This is a genomic window from Rhabdochromatium marinum, assembly GCF_016583795.1.
In the GTDB taxonomy this organism is placed as follows: domain Bacteria; phylum Pseudomonadota; class Gammaproteobacteria; order Chromatiales; family Chromatiaceae; genus Rhabdochromatium; species Rhabdochromatium marinum.
Genome location: NZ_NRRS01000002.1, coordinates 68,240 through 90,719, shown reverse-complemented (window position 1 = coordinate 90,719; position 22,480 = coordinate 68,240). Strand labels below are relative to the sequence as shown.

The following is a 22,480-nucleotide window of genomic DNA, read 5'->3' as shown; positions in this document are numbered from 1 at the left end:
ACCTGGGCGCTTTGCACTGGCTGCGCGCCCGATCAAATAAGAATGTCGTCTGCCTGGTGCTTGAAGCTGTAATAGCCGCCTCATCAGCGAAAAGGCGACGAGATAACCGCCGAATGATCGCCGAATGACTGGAGGATTCGTTTATGATCGCCTTTTCTCAACTGCATGCTCAAAACCACAAAATCACCGAGCTGTCGAACATCTTTCTGTATTTGGTGCAAAATCGCGAGATGTGTGACACTGCAACGGCATGTGATGTTTTTTTTGAGTATACAGCCAAGGTGCGTGAGCATATCGAGCTTGTTGATCGTGAGGTATGCGGGCAATTGCTCTCTTACCCCGATCAGTCGGTTAAAAACACCGCCAATCGCTTTCTGTCGGGTTCCACCGAAATCAAGCGTATTTTCAATCAGTATTTGAAGGAATGGTGCTCGGAGCCGCAGCGGCGCCTGCAAATTCGCGATCATCAGCACTTTCTGAGCGAGACTGAGCAGATGTTCGGTCTGGTGCTGGACCGGATCCAACGCGAAACCGAGCATCTTTACCCGTTGATCCGCAAGCTTGAGGAACGCGCCCAGGCCGCCTGAAGATCAGCGGCAGGTCTAGAGGTAGGCCAGCGGCCGATGCCTGTTGTTGTTGCATCAGGGCATCGGCACCACTACACCCCTGCTTACGTCTGATTCGCTGCCAGCCGGCGCTCGAAATGGCTGAGCAGGCGCGAACGCAGGCTCTTTTCCTTATGTTTAGCCGCAGCCGCCAGGCGTTTTTCCGCGACCTGAATCAACAGGTCCTGCGCGCCCTTGGTGTTGTCATCGCTGGGCTGGCGTTGCACATAGCTGCCATCCGGCTGCATGTCCCAGGCCGAGCGGGAATCGGCTAACTGTACATCGAGAATCAGCCGCAGTTCCTGGCGCAGTTCCGGGTTCTCAACTGGGGCATGCACTTCCACCCGTGCTTCCAGATTGCGGCGCATCATGTCCGCCGAGCCAAAGTAATATTCTTCCTCACCACCGTTGCGGAAGTACAGGATGCGCCCATGCTCAAGAAAGCGTCCCACAATACTGATCACCCGGGCCGTTTCTGACAGGCCCGGCACACCGGGACGATAGCGACAGGTATCCCGCACAATCAGATCCACCTTCACGCCCGCCCGACTGGCCTTATAGAGCGCGCGGGTGATATCCGGATCATCAAGCGCGTTCATTTTCATCTGAATCAGGCCGTTACCATCGCGCTGGTGGTGATCGATCTCGCGCTGAATGCGGCTCAGAATGCCGGGTTTCAGCGTGTAGGGCGCGGCGAGAATTTTACGATAGCTCGGCGGTGGGGAATAGCCGGTCAGATAGTTGAACAGTTCGGTTAGATCCTGGCCGATCTCCTCGTCACAGCCGAGCATGCCAATGTCGGTGTAAAGTTTGGCGGTGCCCGGATGATAATTGCCGGTGCCAATGTGGTAGTAGCGGCGCAGTTGCGAGTAGTCGCGGCGTACCACGAAAATCAGCTTGCTGTGGGTTTTTAGCCCCAGCACCCCATAGGTGACGTGAATACCTTCCGACTCCAGTCGGCGGGCCCAGCCAATGTTGGCCGCTTCATCGAAACGCGCCTTGAGCTCCACCAGCACGGCGACCTGCTTGCCATTACGCGCGGCTGCGATGAGCGCATCCAAAATGGCGCCAGCCGAGGTGCGATACAGGGTCATCTTAATCGCCAGCACCTTGGGGTCTTTGGCCGCTGTTGATAAAAACCGCTCCACCGTGGTGGAGAAGGATTCATAGGGGTGTTGCAGCAGCAGGGGACCGTTTTCGCGGATGACGTGGAAGATATTGCGCCGGTCGTTGGCGAGCAGTGGATGATCGCCAGGACGGTGCGGCTTGAAATGCAGCTCAGGCAAACTCAGGCTGGCGAGTTCAAACAGATCTCGCTTGGCCATCATGCCGGCGACTTCATAGACATCATTGGCTTCATTCAGGCCCAGTTCCGCCGCCAGCATGCCGCGATGGATCGGGTCCATATCGGCCTGAACCTGCAAGCGCACAATGGGTGCGAAATGGCGCTCGCGCAGTTCGGTTTCGATCATCTCCAGCAGATCGTTCGCGGCCTCGGCTTCCGGTTCGACAATGGCATTGCGCGTCACTCGGAACAGTTCGCAGCTTTCGATTTCCATGCCAGGAAACAGCATGTCGAGGTTGTGCTTTATCAAGTCATCAAGGGTGACGAAGGTATTGACATCATCGACTTGAATCAGCCGCTTGGAGACATCCTTGCTGACCGGCACCTTGATGCGCGCCATATAGGTCTCGTTGCCGCCGGGGTAACGCAGACGCACCAGCAGATTCAGCGCGAGATTGGAGATAAAGGGGAAGGGATGCGTGGGATCCATCGCCAGCGGCGTGATCATCGGGAAGATGTTGGTGCGGAAGTGTTCGCGCAGACGGGCACGGGCATCCTCGGGCAGTGATTCAACGGTGACCAGACGGATATCGTGCTCGGCCAATGCCTGCATCAGGGTGTCATAGAGCTGTTCCTGATCCTCTTGCAGCTGCGCAATGAGTTCGCGGCATGCAGCCAGTTGCTGCTCGGGCGTGCGACCGTCGATGGTGGGCGTATGCACGCCGGCGGCCAGTTGTTGCTTGAGTCCGCCGATGCGTTTCATGAAGAACTCATCGAGATTGTTGCTGACGATGGCGAGAAACTTTACCCGCTCCAACAGCGGGGTGCGTGAATCCTGCCCCTCATGCAAGACTCGCTGGTTGAAGGCAAGCCAGGTCAGCTCGCGGTTCAGATAGAGTTCCGGGTCGTACAGGTCGATTTCCGCAGCGGGGATTGATTCCTGGATTGGAGCTGTTGTTGAGGCTGATACTGGCTCCGGTTCCGGTTCCGGTTCCGGTTCCGGCTCTGGTTCTGGCTCCGAATCCGGTTCTGACTCTAATTCTGATTCCAATTCAGATTCTGGTTCCAATTCATGAATGAATGAAGCTGTTTCCTCGGAGGTTTCGGAGGTTTCGGAGGTTTCGGAGGTTTCGGAGGTTTCGGAGGTTTGGCTGGGCGCTGGGTCGGTGGTTTCAGATGCCTCGTCCGTGGTTAAAGAAGGCACTGGCTCAGGTGCGGCAGAGGTTTCAGGGGAGTTCCAAGGCGTCTGCTGGCTGGACTCGAGTTGGCTAAAATCCTGTGTTGCGGCGGTATTGTTGGCAGTCATCGGCGTATCCTGAGCGGCAGTTCGAGGCTGTGTGGGAAGGGGGCAGGCATCAAGTGTTGGTAATCGCGGTATGCTAGCAGCCTTTTGCCCCGCTTGTGTTGCCAGAAGTTGACCGAATGACTGAGTTCTTGCCGGACGATATGCGTGACCGACTCTATGCCGGCGCCAATGTGCCGCCAGGTGATTTTGCCTTCGATGAGTCGGTGGCGCAGGTGTTCCCTGACATGATTAGCCGCTCCGTGCCTTGCTATCGCGAACTTGTGCGACTGCTCGCGCTGGTGGGCGGGCGCTTTGTGCAGCCTGGCGCCTGCTGTTTCGACCTCGGCTGCTCGCTCGGAGCCGTGAGTGCGGCACTGCTTGCCCAGCATGCGCTGCCTGGACTGCGAGTGGTGGCAGTGGATAACTCCCAAGCCATGATCGACAAGCTGCATGAGCGCTTGGCTGGCGAAGTCGCTACCGGTCGGCTGGAACCGCGTTGTGCGGATGTAATGACGGTCGATACCCATGGCGCCAGTCTGGTGGTGCTCAATCTGACCTTGCAATTCATTCCTCCCGAACAGCGCTTGGCGTTGCTCACACGCCTGCGCGAGCGTCTGCGTCCCGGCGGCGGTTTACTGTTAGCTGAAAAGGTGCGCTTCCCGCAGCCTGCTGCCGAAGCCCTGGTTAACGACAGTCACGCCGCCTTTAAGCGCGCCAATGGGTATTCGGAGCTGGAGATCAGCCGCAAACGTGCCGCCTTGGAGCGCGTGATGCGCCCGGACACGCTAGAGATGCATCGCGAGCGCTTGCAGGCGGCCGGTTTTACCCAGGTGGTTCCCTGGTTTCAGTGTTTGAACTTCATGGCTTGGGCCGCCTGGTGTTAGCGCGTTACGAACCCTTTCTGCGCCACTGGCAGAGCAGTCGCGCGGGTGCCTGGTGTCCGCGCTTGCGCGAGCTGAGCCAGGCGCGGCTGCACGCGCCCCGGCATGGCGACTGGCGAGTCTGGATGGAACAGCTCGCGCACTTGCCGGTGATCGAGCCAGCCGTGCGGCGCTTTGATGCGCCCTGTGTTGGCGTGGAGGCCACGCCACCGCTTGATGCCAGTATGCGCGACCAGCTGCGCGCCGGACTGCTTGCTTTGCATCCCTGGCGCAAGGGGCCGTTTTGCCTGCATGGCGTCACCATTGATGCCGAATGGCGCTCGGATTGGAAATGGGCGCGTGTGGCCGCAGCCCTGGGTTCCTTGCGCGATGCGCTAGTGCTCGATATTGGCTGTGGCAACGGCTACTACGGCTACCGGGCCTTGGGTGCCGGCGCGCGTCTGGTGCTCGGTGTCGATCCCGGGCTGCGCTTTGTCGCTCAGTTTTTGGCGCTGAATCAGATGCTGCGCAGTGATCGGCTCGCGGTGCTGCCTCTGGCCGATGAGGATTTGAGTGACCTGGAGGCGGGTGTTGATCTGCTGCTGTCCATGGGCGTGCTCTATCACCGTCGCGAGCCGCTGCGGCATTTGCGCATTCTCCATCGACTGTTGCTTCCCGGAGGGCGGCTGCTGCTGGAAACCCTGGTGTTAGACACCGACGAGGATGCGGTGCTGGAACCACCGGGGCGTTATGCGCAAATGCGCAACGTCCATGCAATTCCGAGTCTGTCCAGACTACACAGCTGGCTGCACGCGGTCGGTTTCCAACAGATCGAAGGGGTCGATCTCACGCCGACCACCAGCGCCGAGCAACGTCGCACCGACTGGATGCGTTTTCAGTCCCTGGCGGATTTTCTCGATCCCCATGATGCCAGTCGCACCTGCGAAGGGCATCCCGCGCCGGTGCGCGCCATGGTGCTTGCGCGGCGCGTTTGAGTGCGTCCCTGTGACAGACGGTATGGAGTCCACCTCCGCCGCAGGCGATTGCTATAATGGGGCGCTTTAACCTTGGCTCTTCTCCATTACGACTATGCCAATGTTTGCACAATTGAGCGCTATTGCCACTGGCGGTGCCTTGGGCGCTGTGTCGCGCTTTGCGGTATCCACTGGCGTCTATCGCCTGCTGGGGCGGGAGTTTCCCTGGGGGACCCTGGCGGTCAACGTCGGTGGTTCACTGCTCATGGGTGCGCTCTTTGTCCTGTTTTTTGAACGCAGTGTGGCTTCAGCGGAGTGGCGCTCGGCGATACTGGTCGGTTTTCTCGGCGCCTTTACCACCTTCTCCACTTTTTCACTGGAAACCCTGGCACTGGTGGAACAAGGCGCCGCTGGGCGCGCGTTGCTCAACGTCGGGGTCAGTGTGCTCCTGTGTCTTGGTGCCTGCTGGCTCGGCATGATTGCGGCACGGGCGCTGTGATTGGCCACTGACCACCACTGATAGCGAAGGTGACACAATGACAATGGTCGAAGCCACCATGGTGCGGGTGTATCTCTCGGAGTCAGACCGGGAGCTGAACCCCTTGTTAAAATGCCTGCATGAAGAACTAAAGGTGTGCGGTGCGACGGTGATGCGTGGAGTCGCCGGATTCGGTCAAACCGGAGTGGTTCACAGTGCCCGTTTGCTTGATCTCTCAACTGATTTGCCACTGGTGCTGGAGTTTTTCGACCGCCCGGAGCGGGTGCATCAGGCCATTGAGCGTATTCAGGAATTTGTCGAGCCGGGGCATCTGGTAACCTGGAATGTGCTGGTGGCACCCGCTCAGCTCAACTGAACGAACAGTGTAACGAAAAGGCTTAAAAACTTATGTTGGACCCTCGACTGTTGCGCGCGGATCTCGATCAGGTCGCGCAGCAACTGGCGCGCCGAGGCTTTACCGTCAAGGTGCAGGATATTCAGACGCTCGAAGAGCGGCGCAAGCAGGTTCAGGTGCGGGTGCAGGAACTGCAAAATCTGCGCAATACCCGTTCCAAGGCCATTGGCCAGGCGCGTGCCGCCGGGCAGGACATCGAGCCGCTCAAGGCTGAGGTCAGCGCCTACGGCGAAGAGCTCAAGCAGCTCGATGCGGAACTGACCGAGATTCAGGAGCAGATGCGTGCCATCGCGCTGGGGCTGCCCAATCTGCCCGCTGCCAGCGTACCGGATGGCCGGGACGAAAGCGCCAATCGCGAGGAGCGCCGTTGGGGGGAGCCACCGGCGTTTGACTTTGAGCCGCGCGACCATGTCGATCTTGGCGTTGGTGGCGGCTGGGTTGATTTCGACCGTGCGTCCACCATTGCTGCTGCCCGCTTTGTGGTGCTCAAGGGCCCCATGGCGCGACTGCAACGCGCGCTGGTGCAGTTCATGCTTGATATTCACACTCAGGAGCATGGCTACCAGGAAGTGTATGTTCCCTATCTGGTTAATGCTACCAGTCTGGAAGGCACCGGGCAGCTACCCAAGTTTGAACAGGATCTGTTCAAGATACCGGGCGAGCGCGACTTCTATCTGATTCCGACCGCCGAAGTGCCGGTCACCAATCTGTTGCGCGACAGCATTCTGGAATCCGACCACCTGCCGCAGCGCTGGGTGGCGCATACCCCCTGCTTTCGCAGCGAGGCTGGCTCACATGGCAAGGACACCCGCGGCATGATTCGCCAGCATCAGTTCGAGAAAGTTGAGCTGGTGCAGGCGGTGCGTCCCGAGGATGGCCAGGCCGCACTTGAGCAGCTCACCGGCCATGCCGAAACCATTTTGCAGCGTTTGGAGCTGCCCTATCGGGTGGTGAGTTTGTGCGCCGGTGATCTCGGTTTCTCTGCCAGCAAGACCTACGATCTCGAAGTCTGGCTGCCCGGTCAGCAGTGCTATCGCGAGATCTCTTCCTGTAGCCACTTTGGCGACTTCCAGGCGCGCCGCCTGCTCGCGCGCTGGCGCAATCCTGAGACCAACAAGCCGGAACTGCTGCATACCCTGAACGGCTCTGGTCTGGCTGTGGGCCGCACCCTGGTCGCGTTGCTCGAAAATGGCCAGCAGGCCGATGGCAGTATTCGCATTCCCCCGGCGCTGCGTCCCTATCTGGGCGGCCTGGAGCGGCTCGAACCTGCGGCCGCTTGAGAATTGGATTCCCGGCCGGCGGCCGCTCCCCTGCTCCTGCTGTACGCTGGTGGCTCAGTGCTCGTGCGGGGCCGCCGGCGGCAGGGGCTGGCCGGCGGCCAGGGTCTTGAGTGCCTCGGGGATGTCGGTGGCGCTGGTCTGAATCACCTCAATGCCCTGTGCGGCCATGCGCTCGACAAAGCGTTCGCCAGCGCTGCCGGTCAGGAAATGCGTGAGGCCTTGCTCGAATAACGGGTGATGCGGGCCACCGGTGTCATGCAGGCTCATACCCTTGGGCAGCTCCAAGCGTTCGCGTTCGGTGATGGTGCTGTCTGCATCAATGTCAAACAGCATGAACCGACGGCTTTTGCCGGCATGACTGGTGATGGTACGGAAGTTTTGACTGCTGATGGCGATACGCATTAAGAGGTTCCATTCAGGGTTGATTCGGTGCGGCGCAGGCTTTCGGCCCAGTCTTCCATTGCGGTATTGGCGATGGGCATCGGGGTTTCCATAAAGCTGATCAGGAAGCCTTGCGGTGTCTCAGCGACGCCAATCGAACGTGGCCGCACGGCCAGGGCTTCGGGGCAGGGCAGGGCGATGCCAAAGCAGAAGATGACATTCTTGGCGGCCAGAATGTCTGTAGCGACATGACCTTCCGGCAGCGCGCAGGTGTGGGCGTAGTGATCGAAAATGGCGATGAACTGCGCACAGCGATGCGCCTCGATGCGGGTGCGCAGATGCTCGCAAATGGCATCGACAGAGGTGAAATCCGTCTCATCATGATGGATTTCCATCACGAATAGCGGATATTTTTCAAACAATAATTCTTGCTTCATTGTGGGTGCATCCTACCCCTGGAAGTTGGGTTCGTTCACATATGCGGCATGCAGATCTGTTTGGCGCCAATGGCTTGCGCGGTACGAAACAGCAGGAAGAGCACTACCAGGGTGACGGCGGTCAACAGACAGGCGCCGATGATGGCAAAGGCCTGCAGGCCGGTCAGCTCATACATTATCAGGCTGGCAATGGTGATGGCCGCCAGCGGGAAGGAGTAGGCCCACCAGGACAGGTAGAACTGGATGCGCAAAAAGCGTCCGATTTGCGTGGCCAGCAGCAGGGTCAGAAAGAGTCCGCTGTAATACAGGATGCGTGCAAACACATCGAGATGGCCGCCATCCGTCAGACCGGCCAGTCGTGTGTAGGCGATGAAACCTACGGCCGGCGGCGCGATCAGGATGAAAAAGGTCGGCATCAGGCGCTCGGGCAACGGGTGATGAAACAGCATGCGATAGACAATGATGGTCAGCAGCACCAGCCAGAACAAAATGCCGATGCTGAAGAAGAACCACGACAGCTCGCCATATCCCAGGGGAACACCAGCAATGGGCACCACGACCGTGCCCACGATGGGAATAAACCAGGCAGGGTTGATGTGGTGCACCTCCAGTTGATCGTGATGCATCCAGACGGTCATGACATACAGCGTAAGCGCCAAATGCACGGCAGCACCCAGCATCCACAACACTTCTGCCACAGCGGGGGCGCTGTTCAGCAGGGCAATGCTTAGCAGCAACAGATTGATGGAAATCGCTGGAAAGAAATTCAACTGCACCGGATTGCGAATCTCCTGTACAACAGCGTGGGGAAAGCGCAGCAGCTTGGCCAGATAGAGCACCACGGCCACAGCGAAAATCCCGATGGCAATCCACAGCAGACCACCGGCCATGTCGACTGGAAGATTAAAGGTGTGTTGCGCTTTGTGCCAGGCAATAGAGACGCCGGTCAGGCCCATGACGATGGCAAAAAAAGCGATCGGAAAGTGCTTGAGGCGCGGCTCCGAGGCCGTCATGCCCGCGCTTGAAGGGCTGGCGGATGAAGCGGCTGCCGCCGGCAGGGGAGATGTGGTGGTCATGCAAATAAGCCCTGAGGTGCAGAATCTGTTGGACGCCTGCAGCGTCTGGATTTCCGGCAGATTAAGTGGCTGTGGCTGCGCATCGCATTGAAATGGATCAATAGCGCCGAGGCGGATGCGATCTGTGACAGCGGCGCGGCAGGGCCGGACTTGGATTTGCCAATTTAGTCCAGTCTGGGTTACTTTGGCGCCGTTTTGCCCGCTTAACCTGGACTCAACCAGCCTGTTACTGGCCTTCTGAAGATTTCGCACTGCTATGCCCAATAAGCCTGATATCGACCCGCAGGAAACTCAGGAGTGGCTCGAAGCCCTCGACGCTGTTCTGGAGAACGAGGGAATCGAGCGCGCGCATTATCTGCTCGAACGCCTGATCGACAAGGCGCGCCGCTCGGGTGCCCATCTGCCGTTCAGTGCCAATACAGCCTATGTGAATACCATCCCGGTGACGCAGCAGGAGCGCTTCCCGGGGGATCGGGCCATTGAGCGTCGCATCCGCTCCTTCGTGCGCTGGAACGCCATGGCGATGGTGGTGCAGGCCAACCGGCTGTCAACTGAGCTGGGTGGGCATATTTCCTCTTTTGCCTCCAGTGCTACCCTGTACGATGTTGGCTTCAATCACTTCTTCCGCGCCGCGAGCAAGGACCATGGTGGGGATTTGGTGTTCATTCAGGGCCACTCGGCGCCCGGCATATACGCCCGCGCCTTCTTGGAAGGCCGCATTAGCGAAGAACAGCTGTATAACTTCCGCCAGGAGGTCGATGGCAACGGACTGTCGTCCTACCCGCACCCCTGGCTGATGCCGGGGTTCTGGCAATTCCCAACTGTTTCCATGGGCCTGGGTCCCATTATGGCCATCTATCAGGCGCGCTTCATGCGCTATCTGAGTGATCGCGGCGTGCTGAATACCGAAGGGCGCAAGGTGTGGGCCTTTTTGGGCGATGGTGAGATGGATGAGCCGGAGTCTCTGGGCGCCATTTCGCTGGCGGCGCGCGAGCGGCTGGACAATCTGGTTTTCGTGGTCAACTGCAATCTGCAACGGCTCGACGGGCCGGTGCGTGGCAATGGCAAGATCATTCAGGAACTCGAAGCCGTGTTTCGTGGCGCCGGGTGGAATGTCATCAAGGTGCTGTGGGGCAGCTACTGGGATCCGCTGTTCACGCGCGACAAGGACGGTTTTCTGGTGCGCCGCATGGAAGAATGCGTCGATGGGGACTATCAGGCCTACAAAGCCAAGGGGGGCGCCTACACGCGCGAGCATTTCTTCGGCAAGTATCCGGAACTCGCCGATCTGGTCGCCAATATGACCGACGAGGACATCTGGCGCCTGAATCGCGGCGGCCATGATCCGGTGAAGATCTTCGCCGCCTATCAGGAAGCCTTGCGCACCGAGGGGCAGCCGACTGTGATCTTGGCCAAGACAGTCAAGGGCTATGGCATGGGCGTGGCTGGTGAAGGGATGAACATCACCCATTCGCAGAAGAAAATGGGCGAGACCCACCTGAAAGCCTTCCGCGACCGCTTCAATATTCCGATTTCCGATGATCAGATCGGTGCTGCCCCCTTCTATAAGCCGCCACCGGACAGCCCGGAGATTCGCTATCTGCATGAGCATCGCGAGGCCCTTGGCGGCCCGCTGCCGGCGCGGCAGGATCGCACCGAACCCTTCACCGTGCCCGCACTCGAGGCTTTCTCCGCGCTGCTGGAGTCCAGCGGCGAGCGTGAATTGTCCACCACCATGGCGCTGGTGCGGCTACTCTCAACTCTGGTCCGCGACCAGGCCATCGGCCAGTACGTGGTTCCCATTGTGCCGGACGAGGCGCGCACTTTCGGCATGGAGGGCATGTTCCGCCAGCTCGGCATTTACTCCCATGTCGGTCAGCTCTACGAGCCGGTTGATTCCGATCAGGTGATGTACTACCGCGAGGAGAAAAACGGCCAGATTTTGCAGGAAGGCATCAACGAGGCCGGCGCCATGTCGTCCTGGATCGCTGCCGCTACCGCCTATGCCAACCATGGCCAGGCGATGATTCCCTTCTATGTCTATTATTCGATGTTTGGCTTCCAGCGCGTTGGCGATCTGATCTGGGCTTCGGGAGACATGCAGGCGCGCGGCTTCCTGGTCGGCGGCACCGCCGGGCGCACCACCCTGGCCGGCGAGGGTTTGCAGCATCAGGACGGCCACAGCCATCTGGCCGCTGCGACCATCCCCAATTGCGTCAGCTACGACCCAGCCTATGCCTATGAGCTGGCGGTGATTGTGCAGGATGGCCTGCGCCGGATGTATCAGGAGCGGGAAAACGTCTTCTATTACATCACGGTGATGAACGAGAACTACCCGCAGCCGGCGCTGCCCGAGGGCGCGGAGGATGGCATCAAGCGCGGCCTCTACCCGGTGCGGGAAGACGCGCAGGCACAGGTGCAGTTGCTCGGTAGTGGCACCATTCTGCGCGAGGTATTGGCGGCGAGCGAATTGCTCGCAAAGGATTTTGGCCTCCAGGCGCAGGTTTGGAGTGTCACCAGCTTCAACGAGCTGCGTCGCGACGGTCTGGACTGCGAACGCTGGAACATGCTGCACCCCGACGCCGAGCCGCGCCAGAGCTTCGTGCAGCAGCAACTGGGTGCGACCACTGGCCCGATCGTGGCCGCGACCGATTATATGCGCGCTTATGCCGATCAGATTCGTCCCTATATCACGGCACGTTACCTGACACTCGGCACCGATGGCTTTGGGCGCAGCGACATGCGCAGTCAGTTGCGCAAGTTCTTCGAGGTCAATCGCTGGTATATCGTCGTGGCCGCCCTGAGTGCTCTGGCCGCTGAAGGCACCATCGAGCCGGCGCAGGTAAGCGAGGCGATCAGCAAATATCGCATTGACCCTGACAAGCCCAACCCGGTGACGCAATAACGACTGCGGAATGCGGCCAGCGAACCGCCGATACCGGCTCACTGCGTACTGACGACTGACAAGATTGCCTGGAGATGCCACCTTTGGCCAAGCTAGAAGAGGTTCTGCTTCCCGATATCGGGGACTTCAAAGATGTCGAAATCATCGAGATCCTGGTCGCCCCAGGCGAGCGGATTGCGCCCGAGCAGTCGCTGCTAACGCTCGAAAGCGACAAGGCCAGCATCGAGATCCCCTCACCCATGGGTGGGGAGGTGAAAGAGCTGCTGGTGTCGGTTGGCGACCGGATCAGTCAAGGCCACCCATTGATGCGGGTGGCAACGGCCGCCGCCGCAACGCCGGCAGCGGAGACTTCAGCACCAACATCAGCGGTCGCTTCTGTGCCAGCCTCCACAGCTGCTGAAACCGGTGCGCCTCCGGCCGCTCCGGCAGCCGAGGAAGTCGAGATCTGCCTGCCGGATGTAGGCGACTTTGCCGACATTCCGGTCATTGAGGTGCTGGTGGGTGTGGGTGATCAGATCGCCGTTGAGCAATCCATCCTGACGCTCGAAAGTGATAAAGCCACCATGGAAATCCCCGCACCGCGCGGCGGAACCGTGACGGCCGTTGAGGTGCAGGTGGGCGATACCGTCAGTCAGGGGGATCGGCTGTTTAGGGTGCGCACCAACGACACCGACGCCAGCCAGAAACCCGGCGACGATGAGGAAAGTGCTCCGGCGCCAGCTGCAACACCCAAAGCCGATGCAGCCACATCCACGCCTGCTGCATCCAGTGACGCTCCAGCCACCAGGCCAGCGGCCACAGCACCCAGCAGCCCCCCCAGCCGGGCCTCCGGTGGGCGCGCCCCTGGCGAAGCGGAACGGCGCAAGGCACCCATCCTGCCACGCCCGGCTGATATGGCCGCCATCGCCCATGGGCGCACTCCGCACGCCAGCCCAGCGGTGCGACGCTTTGCGCGCGAATTGGGTGTCGATCTGCATCGGGTCAAGGGCAGTGGACGCAAACAGCGCATCCTGAAGGAAGACGTTCAGCGGTTCGTTAAGCACAGTCTGGCTGGTGACGCTCCGGCCGCCGCAGCGGGCACGCCCTTTCAGCTGCCCAGTGCCCCGGCGGTGGATTTCAGCAAGTTCGGCCCGGTGGCCAGTGAACCGCTGCCACGCATCAAGAAGATCAGTGGCGCGCACTTGCACCGCTGCTGGCTCACGGTGCCTCATGTCACCCAGTTCGACGAGGCTGACATCACTGAGCTGGAAGCGTTTCGCAAGGAGCAAAAAGCCGCCGCCGAAACAGCCGGCGTCAAGCTCACCTTCATGCCCTTTTTGCTCAAGGCCGTTGCCACCGCGCTCAACCAGATGCCGATCATCAAGGCCTCACTGGCCGCCGATGGCGAGCAACTGATTCACAAGCACTATTGCCACATCGGTGTGGCGGTGGATACCCCCAATGGCTTGGTGGTGCCGGTGGTGCGGGATGTTGATCAAAAAGGCTTGTTTGTCCTGGCCGAGGAGCTGATGAGCCTCAGCCAAAAAGCCCGTGACGGCAAACTGCTGGCCGCCGACATGCAGGGCGGGGTATTTAGCATCTCCAGCCTTGGCGGCATCGGCGGCACCGCCTTTACCCCTATCGTCAATGCCCCCGAAGTCGCCATTCTCGGCGTTTCGCGTACCGAGATGAAGCCGGTGTGGGATGGCCAGGCTTTCCAGCCCCGGTTGATGCTGCCGCTATCCTTGTCCTATGACCATCGAGTCGTCGATGGCGCCGATGGCGTGCGCTTCACCAGCCTGCTGCGGCGGCTGCTGTCGGATATTCGGCGGTTGTTGCTGTAAAGCGGTTGTTTGCTGTCAAGGCATAACAGAGCGAATTCTCGTATTCATAGAAACCATCAGAGACATCATGACCGACTCCGCCTCACATCAAGAACTCAGCGCTCAGGTTGCCGTTTTGGGCGGTGGCCCCGGCGGCTATACGGCTGCTTTTCGTGCCGCCGACCTTGGCCTGCGCGTGGTGTTGATCGAACGCTACCCGAGCCTCGGTGGGGTGTGCCTGAATGTCGGCTGCATTCCATCGAAAGCTTTGCTGCACACCGCGTTGATTATCGAGGAAACCAAAACCCTCGGTGCCATGGGGGTGACCTTCGCCCCACCGGAGATCGATCTGGACAAGATGCGCGCCGGCAAGGACAAGGTGGTCAAAAAACTCACCACCGGGCTGGCCGGCATGGCCAAACAGCGCGGGGTGCAGGTGGTGCAGGGCACTGGCCGCTTCGAGGCACCTAACCGCATTGGCGTTGACAGTCGCGAGGGGCATGTGGCGGTGCACTTCGATCAGGCCATCATCGCTTGCGGCTCGCGCCCGATCCGTATCCCCGGCTTTCCGCATGAAGACCCGCGGGTGATGGATTCGACTGATGCTCTGGAGTTGCCAGACATTCCCGGGCGGCTGCTGATCGTCGGTGGCGGCATCATCGGGCTGGAAATGGCCAGTGTCTATGGCACCCTTGGCAGCACCATCGACGTGGTAGAGATGCAAGCCCAACTGATGCCGGGGGCGGATCTCGATCTGGTGCGCGCGCTCCAAAAGGTCATCAAAAAACGTTACAACCGCATTCTGCTGGAGACTAAGGTGGCTGCCATGACCGCCACCAGTCGTGGCATCCAGGTGCGCTTCGAGGGCCAGGAAAACACTGAGGCCGAATACGACAGCGTACTGGTCGCCATCGGTCGACTGCCCAATGGGGCGCAGATCGACGCTGAGAAGGCCGGAGTCAAGGTCGATCCGCACGGTTTTATCAAGGTCGATGCCCATCAGCGCACTAATGTGCCCAACATCTTTGCCATTGGCGATGTGGTCGGTGGCCCCATGCTGGCGCACAAAGCCACCCACGAAGGCAAGGTGGCTGCCGAGGTGATTGCTGGCGAGCCGAGCCTGTTCGATCCGCTGACCATCCCCTCGGTGGCTTACACCGACCCGGAAGTCGCCTGGATGGGATTGACTGAAACCGAGGCTCAGGCCAAGGGCATTGCCTACGAAAAAGGCGTCTTTCCCTGGGCCGCCAGTGGGCGCGCACTCGGCATCCATCGCGACGAGGGTTTGACCAAACTGTTGTTCGACCCCGAAACCAAGCGCATCCTGGGCGCCGGCATCGTTGGCCCCAATGCCGGTGAGTTGATCGGCGAGACGGTGCTGGCGCTGGAAATGGGCGCGGATATGGAAGACATTGGGCTGAGCATCCACCCGCACCCGACACTGAACGAAACCATCGGTCTGGCTGCCGAGATGGCGCATGGCTCCATCACCGATTTGCTGCCACCGAAGCGGCGTGAGCGCTAGCTAAGATCAATCCTGGCCCGGGCTACGCTTCGCGCCTCACTTGCTGCCAGTGGCACCCATGGCAGCCCCACCCTCAGTCCGCCGATAGCAGGCGATCAGCGTCTCCTCCAGACTGCGCGCAAACCCCTGCACATCCATCAACGCTGAGGCTTGCATCTGTGCTCTGAGTCCTCGGCGCAGGTCGCGCAGGCGGGCGGTGTCGCGCGCCAGGTTAGCGGCCAGACGGACAAAGCCCTCCGGATCCTTGGCCGACAGATCGGGTAGGCCAATCTGATGGAGCACCGCGTGGGTCTGGCGGCTGACCACACGCGCTTGCGGCCAGGTCATCACCGGTACCCCCATCCACAGAGCTTCGCAGCTGGTCAAACCGCCATTGAAGGGGAAGGGATCGAGGGCAATGTCGATGTCGGCATACTCGCGCAGCAGGGTTTCATGGAAGGAAGGGCCGCGCAGGTCGAGGCGTTCGGGGGCGATGCCATAGCGTTGGAAGCAGTCGGTGACCTGAGCCTTGAGCGCGGCATCGTTGAAGGTGCGCCATTTGAGGATCAGGCGCGAATTTGGCACGGCTTGAAGCACCCGGGCCCAGAGGGCGAAGACCTCAATGTGGTACTTGGCGGTGTTATTGAAGCTGCCGAAGGTGATGGTGCCGGTGGTTTGATGCGGGCTGGATGCGACCTCGGGGGCGAATGGGACGGGCTGGTAGCACCAGCGCCCGGGGGTTAAGGACAGGAGAGGTTCGATGAACTGGCGGTCGGTGCCTGCGGGGGCATGCCAGTGATCGAGCAGTACCGCATCCAGGGGCGCCAGGCCGGTGGTGGCGAAGTAACCCAGCCAGCTGACTTGAACCGGTGCGGGGCGGTGAGCAAAGACACTTAGGCGCGAGCCGGCGGTGTGGCCGGAGAGATCGACCAGCAGGTCGATCTGGTCCGCCTGGATACGCTGCGCCAAGGCGGTGTCATCCAGGCGGGTGACATCGCGCAAGGCGCCACCAGTAGCACGGCAGTTGGCCGTGATGGCGCGGGTAACCCAGTCCCGATGCGCACCAGCGCTGTAGGCAAAGGCGGTGATGCGGTTAGGATCATGGGCGGCCAGTACGGGGTGGAGAAACAGGCCGACGGTGTGCTGACACAGGTCGGCACTGACATAGCCCAGGCGCAGTGGGCGATCACCCAGTGGCTTGAGCGGCGGGCGCGGACGGGGACCGCCAGCGCGCGCGATGGCCCACTCGCCCCAGGCATGGGCGGCGTTGAGGCGATCAGTGTCAGTGACGGCGGGGTCGTACTCCAGGCCGATCAGGAGATTCCGGCGGATGACAGGGTGATCCGGCCGCTGGCTCAGCAGGCGGGCATAGTAGGCGCGGGAGATGGCATGGTTTCCGCGCTCGCGTTCCAGATTCGCAAGCGTGACCCACGGGCGCAGATCCTTCGGGGCCAGCGCAAGGATTTGCCGGCAGCAGGCCTCGGCGTCGCTGAGAAAGCCGTATTGGTTTAGCAGGTTGGCACTGTCGAGCAGATGATCCGGGGTGACAGCCGGATCGCTGCGCACCTGTTCACACAGGCGCAGCAACGCGGGAAAGTCAGCGCGGGCGGCCTTGGCGTAGGCGGTGTGTAGCAGGGGATGCATGGTGGGTGATCGTTATTGGCTGTCGATGCGCCCCCCAGTCACCCGGCCGGGCTTCGAATACGCCGGCACAGAGGGTGCCGCAATGCGCGCAGGTGGCGGAGGTGGTTAGGTTCCAGGTGCCGAGCTGATAGGCCTCGCGTTCAATCAGTTGGGCGCCGCAGTTGGAGCACCAGGTGCTGGCGCCGCAACGGTCGTGCAGATTGCCAATATAGACATAATGCAAACCATGGGCCATTGCAGTCTGGCGCGCGCAAACGAGTGTCGTGCGTGGCGTCGGTGGGCGGTGGCCTTGTTTGAAGTCTGGGTGGAACGCCGAGAAATGCAGCGGCACTTCGGTGCCAAGGTGTTCGGCAATCCAGGCGCACAGGGCGTTGAGTTCGGCGTCGCTGTCGTTCAGCCCCGGAATCAGCAGGGTAGTGATTTCGATCCAGACCTGGGTCTCCTGCTTCAGGTATTGCAGGGTTTCCAGCACCGGCGCGAGATGTCCGCCACAGTGGCGGCGGTAGAAGTCCTCGCTGAAGGCCTTGAGATCAATGTTGGCGGCGTCCATGGGAGCAAAAAAGGCCTCACGCGCACCGGGGCTGATGTAACCGGCAGTGACGGCGACGTTCTTCACACCTAGTGCCTGACAGGCGTGAGCGGTGTCGCGCGCATATTCCAAAAAGATGACCGGATCATTGTAGGTGTAAGCGACGCTGCGGCAATGGTGCTGCCGGGCGGTGCGGGCAATTTGCTCCGGGCTGGCCTGGGCGGCCAGAGTATCGGTGGCGCGCGATGTGCTGATGTCCCAGTTCTGGCAAAAGTCACAGCTCAGGTTGCAACCAGCGGTGCCGAAGGACAACACCGGGGTGCCGGGCAAAAAGTGATAGAGGGGCTTTTTCTCAATCGGGTCGATGCAAAAGCCGCTGGAGCGTCCGTAGGTCAGCAGCTCAATACGCCCCTCGCGCGCGCCGCGCACGAAGCACAGTCCGCGCTGCCCCGCGCGCAGCCGGCAGACGCGCGGGCAGAGATCACATTGCACGCGTCCATCTTCAAGGCCATGACAAAAGCTGTCATGCTCGGCATTCAGGTGCTGTGTTGTGGCGGCGGCGGTTGCGGTTGCTGAGGTGCTGGGCATGTGCATGTGCATGGCCTCCTCTGGGTGGAGACAGACGCGCGCGTGACGACGACGGTTCTGTTCTGAGCAAGCATCGTCTAGACTATAACTGAACAGGCGCGAATGCGCGTCGCCTGGGTGCAATTGAACCTGCTTGGGAGCGCTTGGCATGACCAACATTCGCCACGCCTGCGTGGCCGGAACCTTCTACCCCGCCGATCCGGCGCACTTGCGCGCCGCCATTGACGCCTGCTTTGCGCGCCGTGCAGCGGTGGTCGAACCAGCGGTGGCCGAGCCAGGGACGTCGTCCAAGCAACGGACCAAGGCACTGATTGTGCCGCATGCCGGTTATTCCTACTCGGGACCGATTGCCGCCAGTGCCTATGCGCGCCTGGCGCCCCAGGCGGCTGACATTCGCCGTGTGGTGCTATTCGGCCCGGCACATCGCTGGCCGTTGCACGGGCTGGCCATCTGTGACGCTGAGGCCTTCGAGACACCGCTGGGCCGGGTACCCGTGGCCCGGTCGGCGCTGGCGCCCCTGCTTGAACAGGGGCTGGTGCAGCGATTGGATGCCGCCTTCGAGGGTGAGCACAGTCTGGAGGTACAACTGCCATTCTTACAGCACATGCTGGGCGACTTTGAACTGGTGCCGCTGCTGGTGGGGACTGCCAGCCCTGTTGAGGTGGCCCGGGTGTTGGCGCCGCTGTGGGGTGGCGCTGAGACCCTGATCCTGATCAGCTCGGATTTGAGCCATTTTCTCGATGACGCCCGTGCCCGCGCTCTGGATGCACAAACAGCGGCCGCCATTTTGAATCTGCAACCACAGGCCATCGGCCCGGAGCAGGCCTGTGGTCGTTACCCAATGTCGGGGCTGTTGCAGCTGGCGCGCGAGCGCGGACTGAGCGTCGAGCAGCTCGATTTGCGCAACTCCAGCCAGACAGCCGGCTTACCCGACCGCGTGGTCGGGTATGGTGCCTATGCCTTCCACTGATGCCTCTACCACCAGCGCAGCGCCAGGCACGCGCTTGGTTGACGCTGACCGCCGACGTTTGCTGGTTATTGCCCGCGCCTCCATTGCTCAAGGGCTGGAATATGGCCATGCGGCGGTGCTGCATCCCGAGTCGGAATCTGAGACACTGCGCGCACCCGGTGCGGCCTTTGTCACGCTCGAATTGTACGCCCAGCTGCGCGGCTGCATTGGCAGCCTGGAAGCTTCCCCGCACCGCAGCCTGGCGGCGGATGTGAGCGACAACGCCTTTGCCGCAGCTTTTCGCGATCCGCGTTTTGAGCCGCTGCATCAAGCCGAGTTTGCAGCTTTGCACATTAGTATTTCCGTGATCGGGCCCCGGCAAGCTATGGCCTGCGCAAGCGAAGATGAGCTGCTGGCGGCGCTCTGCCCGGGCGTTGATGGCTTGATTTTGGAGGCCGGCGCGCGTCGTGGCACCTTTTTGCCCTCGGTGTGGGAACAGCTGCCGCGCGCAGAGGATTTTCTGCGCCATCTCAAGCGCAAAGCCGGCCTGTCTGCACAGGAATGGCCCGAGAACCTGCGCGCCTGGCGCTACCGCACCGAGTATTTTGGTGAATAAAGCGCGCGCCTCCCGGTTCACGATTCTTCATTCAATGGCGATACGTCCACAGCAGCCGTGAACGAATTTCCGCTGGCCGGACTCTTTTTGGTCTTGCTCGGTTTGTTGATTCTCTCGGGCTTCTTCTCCGGCTCCGAGACGGCATTGATGACGCTGAACCGCTATCGGATGCGCCATCAGGCGGAACAGGGGCATCGTGGCGCGCAATTGGCCGCGCGCTTGCTCGAACGCCCTGACCGGCTGATTGGCCTGATTCTACTGGGCAATAATTTCGTCAATATACTGGCCTCATCGCTGGCGACGGTGATCGCCCTGCGCCTGGGCGGAGAAGGCACGATTGCCTTGGCGGCCGGACTCCTGACGCTGGTGATTCTGGTGTTCTCTGAGGTGACACCGAAAACGCTGGCCGCTTTGCATCCCGAGCGCCTGGCCTATCCAGCGGCCATCATCTATATGCCGCTGCTGCGAGTGCTGTATCCCATTGTCTGGCTGGTGAATCTCATCGCTAATGGTTTGCTGAAGCAGCTCGGTGTGCGCCCGGACGAGCACCGGGGCCATGCCCTGAGTCAGGAGGAATTGCGCACCGTGGTCACTGAGGCCGGCGCTATGATTCCCGAGCGCAGTCGCGACATGCTGCTGGCTATCCTGAACCTGGAGCAGGCCACGGTCGAAGACATCATGGTCCCAAGGCATGAGGTTGAGGGCATCGATATTCAGGATGATGACGAAGACATCATCAACGCTATCAAACGTTCCAGCTACGCACGCCTGCCGCTATTCGATGGCAGTATTGATAATGTCATTGGCATTTTTCACGCCCGCAATGCGCTTGGCGGCTTGCTCGAACGTGACGGGCTGAAGGACGCCTTGCGCCGCCTGGCGCGTGAACCCTATTTTGTCCCCGAGGGCACACAGCTCTATCGACAGTTGCTGAACTTTCAACGTGCCAAGGAGCGCATTGCACTCATTGTCGATGAGTATGGCGACTTTCAGGGCATGGTTACACTGGCCGATCTGGTCGAGGAGATCGTCGGCGAAATCACCACTGATCCGTCGGATTCCTTCCCTGAGTTGCACCGCAACGAAGACGGCAGCCTGTTGTTCGATGGCGGTATCACGGTGCGCGAACTCAACCGCGCCCTGCGCTGGGAGCTGCCCACCGATGGCCCCAAGACACTTAACGGTCTGATTCTCGATTACATGGAAACCATCCCTGAGCCGGGCACCAGTTTGAAACTGCACGGTTATCCGCTGGAGATTATTCAAGCCGATGATACGGCCGTAAAGACGGTGAAATACGCCGGTCAGGATGATGACAGCGACAGCGAGGTGGGTCGTTAAACCGCTTCCAGCGCTTCGCGCAGGCGGGTAACGGCGCGGATTTCCAGCCCCTCAATACCGCCCTTGGGCGCATTGGCCTTGGGGATGATGACCTGGCGCATGCCGTGCTTGGCGGCTTCGCGCAGCCGCTCCAGTCCATTGGGCACCGGGCGAATTTCTCCAGCCAGGCCGATCTCGCCAAACACTGCCAGTTCCAGCGGCAGTGCGCGATCCCGGTAGCTTGACTGCACCGCCAGCACCAGTGCCAGATCGGCTGCGGTCTCGGTGACTCGCACTCCGCCGACCACGTTAGCAAAGACATCTTGATTGAACAGCGGCACACCGCCGTGGCGATGCAGCACTGCCAGCAGCATGGCCAGACGATTTTGATCCAGTCCCAGGGTGACGCGGCGCGGATTGGCCAGCGGGCTTTCATCCACCAGCGCCTGCACTTCCACTAACAGGGGCCGGGTGCCCTCGCGGGTGATCAGCACCACGGAGCCAGGTACAGGTTCGGCCTGACGCGCCAGGAAAATCGCTGAGGGATTCTTGACCTGACGCAGCCCGCGATCGGTCATGGCAAAGACGCCCAGCTCATTGGCCGCTCCGAAGCGGTTCTTGACTGCGCGCACCAGGCGATGGGTGCCGCTGGGTCCGCCCTCGAAATAGAGCACGGTATCAACCATGTGCTCAAGTACGCGCGGGCCGGCCAGAGTACCATCCTTGGTCACATGGCCAACCAGAAACACCGTGGTGCCGCTTTGTTTGGCGAAGCGCACCAGCAAGGCCGCGCTGTCGCGCACCTGCGTGACCGAACCGGGGGCTGAGGAGATCGCTTCGGTGAAGAGCGTCTGGATGGAATCAATCACCAGCATCGCCGGGCGCTCCTGTTCCACCGTCGCCAGGATACGCTCAACCGAAGTCTCTGCCAGCAACCGAATCGCCGCACGCGGTAACGCCAGGCGCGCGGCGCGCAGACTAACCTGCTCCGGCGATTCCTCGCCCGTGACATAGAGTACGGGATGCTGATAGCCGCGTAGCGCCTCTTGCGTCCAGCGCGCAGCGAGCGCGGTGCAGGCTTGGAGCAACAGAGTTGATTTGCCAATGCCCGGATCGCCCCCCAGCAATACCACCGAGCCACTGACCAGGCCACCGCCCAGCACTCGGTCAAGCTCGCTGATGCCACAGGGAAAGCGGGTTTCCACCTCCAGCGCTAGCTCGGTTAGATCATGCACTGTAGCAGCGGGGGCGGCGGCCGCACCGGCGTAGCCGGACAAGGCCGCACGGCGCCCCGACTCAACCGGCACGCGGCGTTCTTCAATTTGATTCCAGGCCCCGCAATCCGAACATTGGCCGCTCCATTTTGGAAACTGAGCGCCACAGGCGCCGCAGACGAACAGCGACTTGGATTTTTTTGGCTGGTGGGGAGCAGATGGCATGGGGCAGAGTATAACGGCTCTAATAGAAACCATTAAGCGCGCACTGCCCACCTGGCCTTGAGTCCGCAAACCTGAGCGAGACTGATTATCATCGCTATCTACTTATCT

The 22,480-nt window shown here is 60.8% G+C and carries 19 protein-coding genes; 12 read left to right on the top strand and 7 right to left on the bottom strand.

Features of this window, described 5'->3' with window-relative positions; all coding sequences use genetic code 11:
• Positions 1-143 precede the first annotated feature (143 nt).
• Positions 144-587: a hypothetical protein gene (locus CKO36_RS01220; protein ID WP_200279402.1), complete on the top strand. Its 444-nt coding sequence runs from the start codon at positions 144-146 to the stop codon at positions 585-587.
• A gap of 83 nt (positions 588-670) precedes the next feature.
• Here CKO36_RS01220 and ppk1 read toward each other — a convergent pair whose 3' ends face one another.
• The gene (gene ppk1 / locus CKO36_RS01215; RefSeq protein ID WP_242469312.1) at positions 671-3,196 is read right to left on the bottom strand and encodes a polyphosphate kinase 1; all 2,526 of its coding nucleotides are present in this window, start codon (positions 3,194-3,196) and stop codon (positions 671-673) included.
• Between the two features lie 116 nt (positions 3,197-3,312).
• Between ppk1 and cmoA the strand changes: the two genes are divergently transcribed.
• The 5 genes from cmoA to serS all read left to right on the top strand — a co-directional run bounded on the left by cmoA (position 3,313) and on the right by serS (position 7,182).
• Positions 3,313-4,059 (top strand): carboxy-S-adenosyl-L-methionine synthase CmoA, encoded by a 747-nt coding sequence (gene cmoA, locus CKO36_RS01210; RefSeq protein ID WP_200279399.1) that lies wholly within the window; start codon positions 3,313-3,315, stop codon positions 4,057-4,059.
• Positions 4,023-5,030 carry a tRNA 5-methoxyuridine(34)/uridine 5-oxyacetic acid(34) synthase CmoB gene (gene cmoB / locus CKO36_RS01205; RefSeq protein WP_338053395.1) on the top strand — a complete coding sequence of 336 codons (1,008 nt, stop codon included), beginning with the start codon at positions 4,023-4,025 and terminating at the stop codon, positions 5,028-5,030. The genes cmoA and cmoB overlap by 37 nt, the downstream gene beginning before the upstream one ends.
• Positions 5,031-5,130: 100 nt before the next feature.
• The gene (gene crcB, locus CKO36_RS01200; protein ID WP_242469311.1) at positions 5,131-5,508 is read left to right on the top strand and encodes a fluoride efflux transporter CrcB; all 378 of its coding nucleotides are present in this window, start codon (positions 5,131-5,133) and stop codon (positions 5,506-5,508) included.
• A 37-nt stretch (positions 5,509-5,545) separates the two neighbouring features.
• Positions 5,546-5,863, top strand: coding sequence for a DUF190 domain-containing protein (locus CKO36_RS01195; RefSeq protein ID WP_200279393.1), 318 nt, complete (start codon positions 5,546-5,548; stop codon positions 5,861-5,863).
• 32 nt (positions 5,864-5,895) lie between these two features.
• The gene (gene serS, locus CKO36_RS01190; RefSeq protein ID WP_200279390.1) at positions 5,896-7,182 is read left to right on the top strand and encodes a serine--tRNA ligase; all 1,287 of its coding nucleotides are present in this window, start codon (positions 5,896-5,898) and stop codon (positions 7,180-7,182) included.
• Between the two features lie 54 nt (positions 7,183-7,236).
• On the opposite strand, the gene CKO36_RS01185 is transcribed toward serS, so the two are convergent.
• From CKO36_RS01185 to CKO36_RS01175, 3 genes are read right to left on the bottom strand one after another with little or no spacing between them, the layout of a single operon-like run.
• Positions 7,237-7,584: a NifB/NifX family molybdenum-iron cluster-binding protein gene (locus CKO36_RS01185; protein ID WP_200279388.1), complete on the bottom strand. Its 348-nt coding sequence runs from the start codon at positions 7,582-7,584 to the stop codon at positions 7,237-7,239.
• The gene (locus CKO36_RS01180) at positions 7,584-8,000 is read right to left on the bottom strand and encodes a DUF6858 family protein (protein ID WP_200279386.1); all 417 of its coding nucleotides are present in this window, start codon (positions 7,998-8,000) and stop codon (positions 7,584-7,586) included. The genes CKO36_RS01185 and CKO36_RS01180 overlap by 1 nt, the downstream gene beginning before the upstream one ends.
• A 35-nt stretch (positions 8,001-8,035) precedes the next feature.
• Positions 8,036-9,076: an SLAC1 anion channel family protein gene (locus CKO36_RS01175; protein WP_338053394.1), complete on the bottom strand. Its 1,041-nt coding sequence runs from the start codon at positions 9,074-9,076 to the stop codon at positions 8,036-8,038.
• Positions 9,077-9,332: 256 nt separating this feature from the next.
• Between CKO36_RS01175 and aceE the strand changes: the two genes are divergently transcribed.
• The 3 genes from aceE to lpdA all read left to right on the top strand — a co-directional run bounded on the left by aceE (position 9,333) and on the right by lpdA (position 15,308).
• Positions 9,333-11,981 carry a pyruvate dehydrogenase (acetyl-transferring), homodimeric type gene (aceE, locus tag CKO36_RS01170; RefSeq protein ID WP_200279383.1) on the top strand — a complete coding sequence of 883 codons (2,649 nt, stop codon included), beginning with the start codon at positions 9,333-9,335 and terminating at the stop codon, positions 11,979-11,981.
• 83 nt (positions 11,982-12,064) lie between these two features.
• Positions 12,065-13,804, top strand: coding sequence for a dihydrolipoyllysine-residue acetyltransferase (gene aceF / locus CKO36_RS01165; RefSeq protein WP_200279380.1), 1,740 nt, complete (start codon positions 12,065-12,067; stop codon positions 13,802-13,804).
• Positions 13,805-13,871: 67 nt separating this feature from the next.
• Complete coding sequence (lpdA, locus tag CKO36_RS01160; RefSeq protein ID WP_200279377.1) at positions 13,872-15,308, top strand: dihydrolipoyl dehydrogenase; 1,437 nt, start codon at positions 13,872-13,874, stop codon at positions 15,306-15,308.
• A gap of 36 nt (positions 15,309-15,344) precedes the next feature.
• On the opposite strand, the gene CKO36_RS01155 is transcribed toward lpdA, so the two are convergent.
• Both CKO36_RS01155 and amrS read right to left on the bottom strand, forming a co-directional pair.
• On the bottom strand, positions 15,345-16,931 hold the full coding sequence (locus tag CKO36_RS01155) for an O-linked N-acetylglucosamine transferase, SPINDLY family protein (protein WP_200279374.1): 1,587 nt from the start codon (positions 16,929-16,931) through the stop codon (positions 15,345-15,347).
• Positions 16,885-18,048, bottom strand: coding sequence for an AmmeMemoRadiSam system radical SAM enzyme (amrS, locus tag CKO36_RS01150; protein ID WP_200279539.1), 1,164 nt, complete (start codon positions 18,046-18,048; stop codon positions 16,885-16,887). Before amrS ends, CKO36_RS01155 begins: the two co-directional genes overlap by 47 nt.
• Positions 18,049-18,196: 148 nt before the next feature.
• Here amrS and amrB point away from each other — a divergent pair, with 148 nt between their 5' ends.
• From amrB to CKO36_RS01135, 3 genes are read left to right on the top strand one after another with little or no spacing between them, the layout of a single operon-like run.
• A complete protein-coding gene (gene amrB / locus CKO36_RS01145) occupies positions 18,197-19,018 on the top strand; it encodes an AmmeMemoRadiSam system protein B (RefSeq protein ID WP_200279372.1) in 822 nt (273 codons plus the stop codon).
• Positions 19,005-19,613, top strand: a complete 609-nt coding sequence (amrA, locus tag CKO36_RS01140) for an AmmeMemoRadiSam system protein A (RefSeq protein WP_200279369.1) — start codon at positions 19,005-19,007, stop codon at positions 19,611-19,613. Before amrB ends, amrA begins: the two co-directional genes overlap by 14 nt.
• Before the next feature lie 57 nt (positions 19,614-19,670).
• Positions 19,671-20,954 (top strand): CNNM domain-containing protein, encoded by a 1,284-nt coding sequence (locus CKO36_RS01135; RefSeq protein WP_200279366.1) that lies wholly within the window; start codon positions 19,671-19,673, stop codon positions 20,952-20,954.
• On the opposite strand, the gene radA is transcribed toward CKO36_RS01135, so the two are convergent.
• Positions 20,951-22,372: a DNA repair protein RadA gene (gene radA, locus CKO36_RS01130; RefSeq protein WP_200279362.1), complete on the bottom strand. Its 1,422-nt coding sequence runs from the start codon at positions 22,370-22,372 to the stop codon at positions 20,951-20,953. The genes CKO36_RS01135 and radA overlap by 4 nt on opposite strands.
• Between the last annotated feature and the right edge of the window lie 108 nt (positions 22,373-22,480).